Raw genomic sequence first — 1,300 nt, forward strand, 5'->3', positions numbered from 1 at the left:
TAGGCGAGGGCGTGGTCGACGTCGTTCTGTGGGGTACTGCTCATGGGTCCTCCAGGTGGAGGTCAGGCGTGGTCATCGCCTTGGCCCTTGGACTTGGGCTTCGGCTGGATGTCGGAGGCGAACCGCCCGAGGCGGGCCTCAACGGGGTTGGCGGTGATCCAGCCCTCCGCGCATTTCCCTGTCAAGTTCTTCTGTTCGGCTTCTTGAGGTCCGTGGCTTCACGCAGCTTCTGGCCGCTGAGAAGATCACCGCCATGACCATCTCGTTGCGCATCGACCGAATCCTCGGTGACCGTCCCTTCGCCGAGGTCGGTGATCCCGTCCTCGCCGTCGATGCCGAGGACCGCGGTCTGCTAGGGCCTGTTGTGAAAGTGCTGGTCACAGCCACTCGTTGATGGCTGCGACCAGCACTGTCGCTTCGTAGCGGACGGCGAGTTTGTCGTACCGAGTGGCGACGGCCCGGTGGCGCTTGAGCCGGTTGATCCCGCACTCGACCGCGTGCCGTTGCTTGTAGTCGTCCTTGTCGAACTTCGGTGGGCGCCCGCCACGCGGTCCACGCTTGAGGCGGTTGCGGACTCGGTCCGCCGGAACCGGAATGGTGGCTTTGATCCCGCGTCTGCGCAGGTAGGAGCGATTGCCGCGGGAGTTCGTACGCCTTGTCGGCCCGCACCCGGTCCGGGCGCTTGCGCGGCCTGCCGAGCCCCAGCCTCGGAACCCGGATGGCTTCCAGGACCGCTTCGAACTGCGGGGAGTCGCCCCGCTGCCCGGCCGTGATCACGACGGACATGGGCTTCTGCCCCTGCTCGACCGCGAGGTGGATTTTGCTGGTCAGTCCGCCGCGGGAGCGTCCGAGGCCGTGGTCGGCCGGCTCGACGAAGATCCCGCCGGGCGGTTCCTTCTGGAGGTCCCCTTTTTCGCCGCTCCCGCGGCGTGCTGGTGAGCCCGGCAGACGGTGGAGTCGACGTTGACCTCCCAGGTGATCAGGTCCTTCGCGTCCGCCTCGGCCTGGAGCTGGGTGAGGATCCTTGCCCAGGTGCCGTCCCGCTCCCAGCGCCGGAACAGGTCATAGACCCGGTCCCAGGGCCCGTAGCGTTCGGGCACGTCCCGCCAGGGAGCACCGGTCCGGGTCCGCCACCGTATGCCGTCTATCAGCTGCCGCCGCGTCCACACCTGCGGCCGCCCCGGCTTGATGCCCGTCGGCAGCAGAGGCTCCAGCCGGGCCCACTGGCCGTTCGTCAGATCCCCACGTCCCACAGGACGTGATCATCAACGAACAAGATCCACTTTCGCAACAGACCCTA

At 67.3% G+C, this 1,300-nt stretch carries 1 protein-coding gene and 1 pseudogene; one reads left to right on the forward strand and one right to left on the reverse strand.

Annotated elements, in window-relative coordinates; all coding sequences use genetic code 11:
• The first annotated feature begins 253 nt into the window (after positions 1-253).
• The gene (locus tag AOK23_RS48290; RefSeq protein ID WP_157878336.1) at positions 254-394 is read left to right on the forward strand and encodes a hypothetical protein; all 141 of its coding nucleotides are present in this window, start codon (positions 254-256) and stop codon (positions 392-394) included.
• Here the strand turns inward: AOK23_RS48290 and AOK23_RS46355 are convergent.
• Positions 378-1,253: pseudogene (locus AOK23_RS46355) on the reverse strand (IS5 family transposase). The gene AOK23_RS48290 and the pseudogene AOK23_RS46355 sit on opposite strands and share 17 nt — an antisense overlap.
• Between the last annotated feature and the right edge of the window lie 47 nt (positions 1,254-1,300).

The sequence above is a fragment of the Streptomyces torulosus genome, assembly GCF_001419765.1.
Lineage (GTDB): Bacteria > Actinomycetota > Actinomycetes > Streptomycetales > Streptomycetaceae > Streptomyces > Streptomyces torulosus.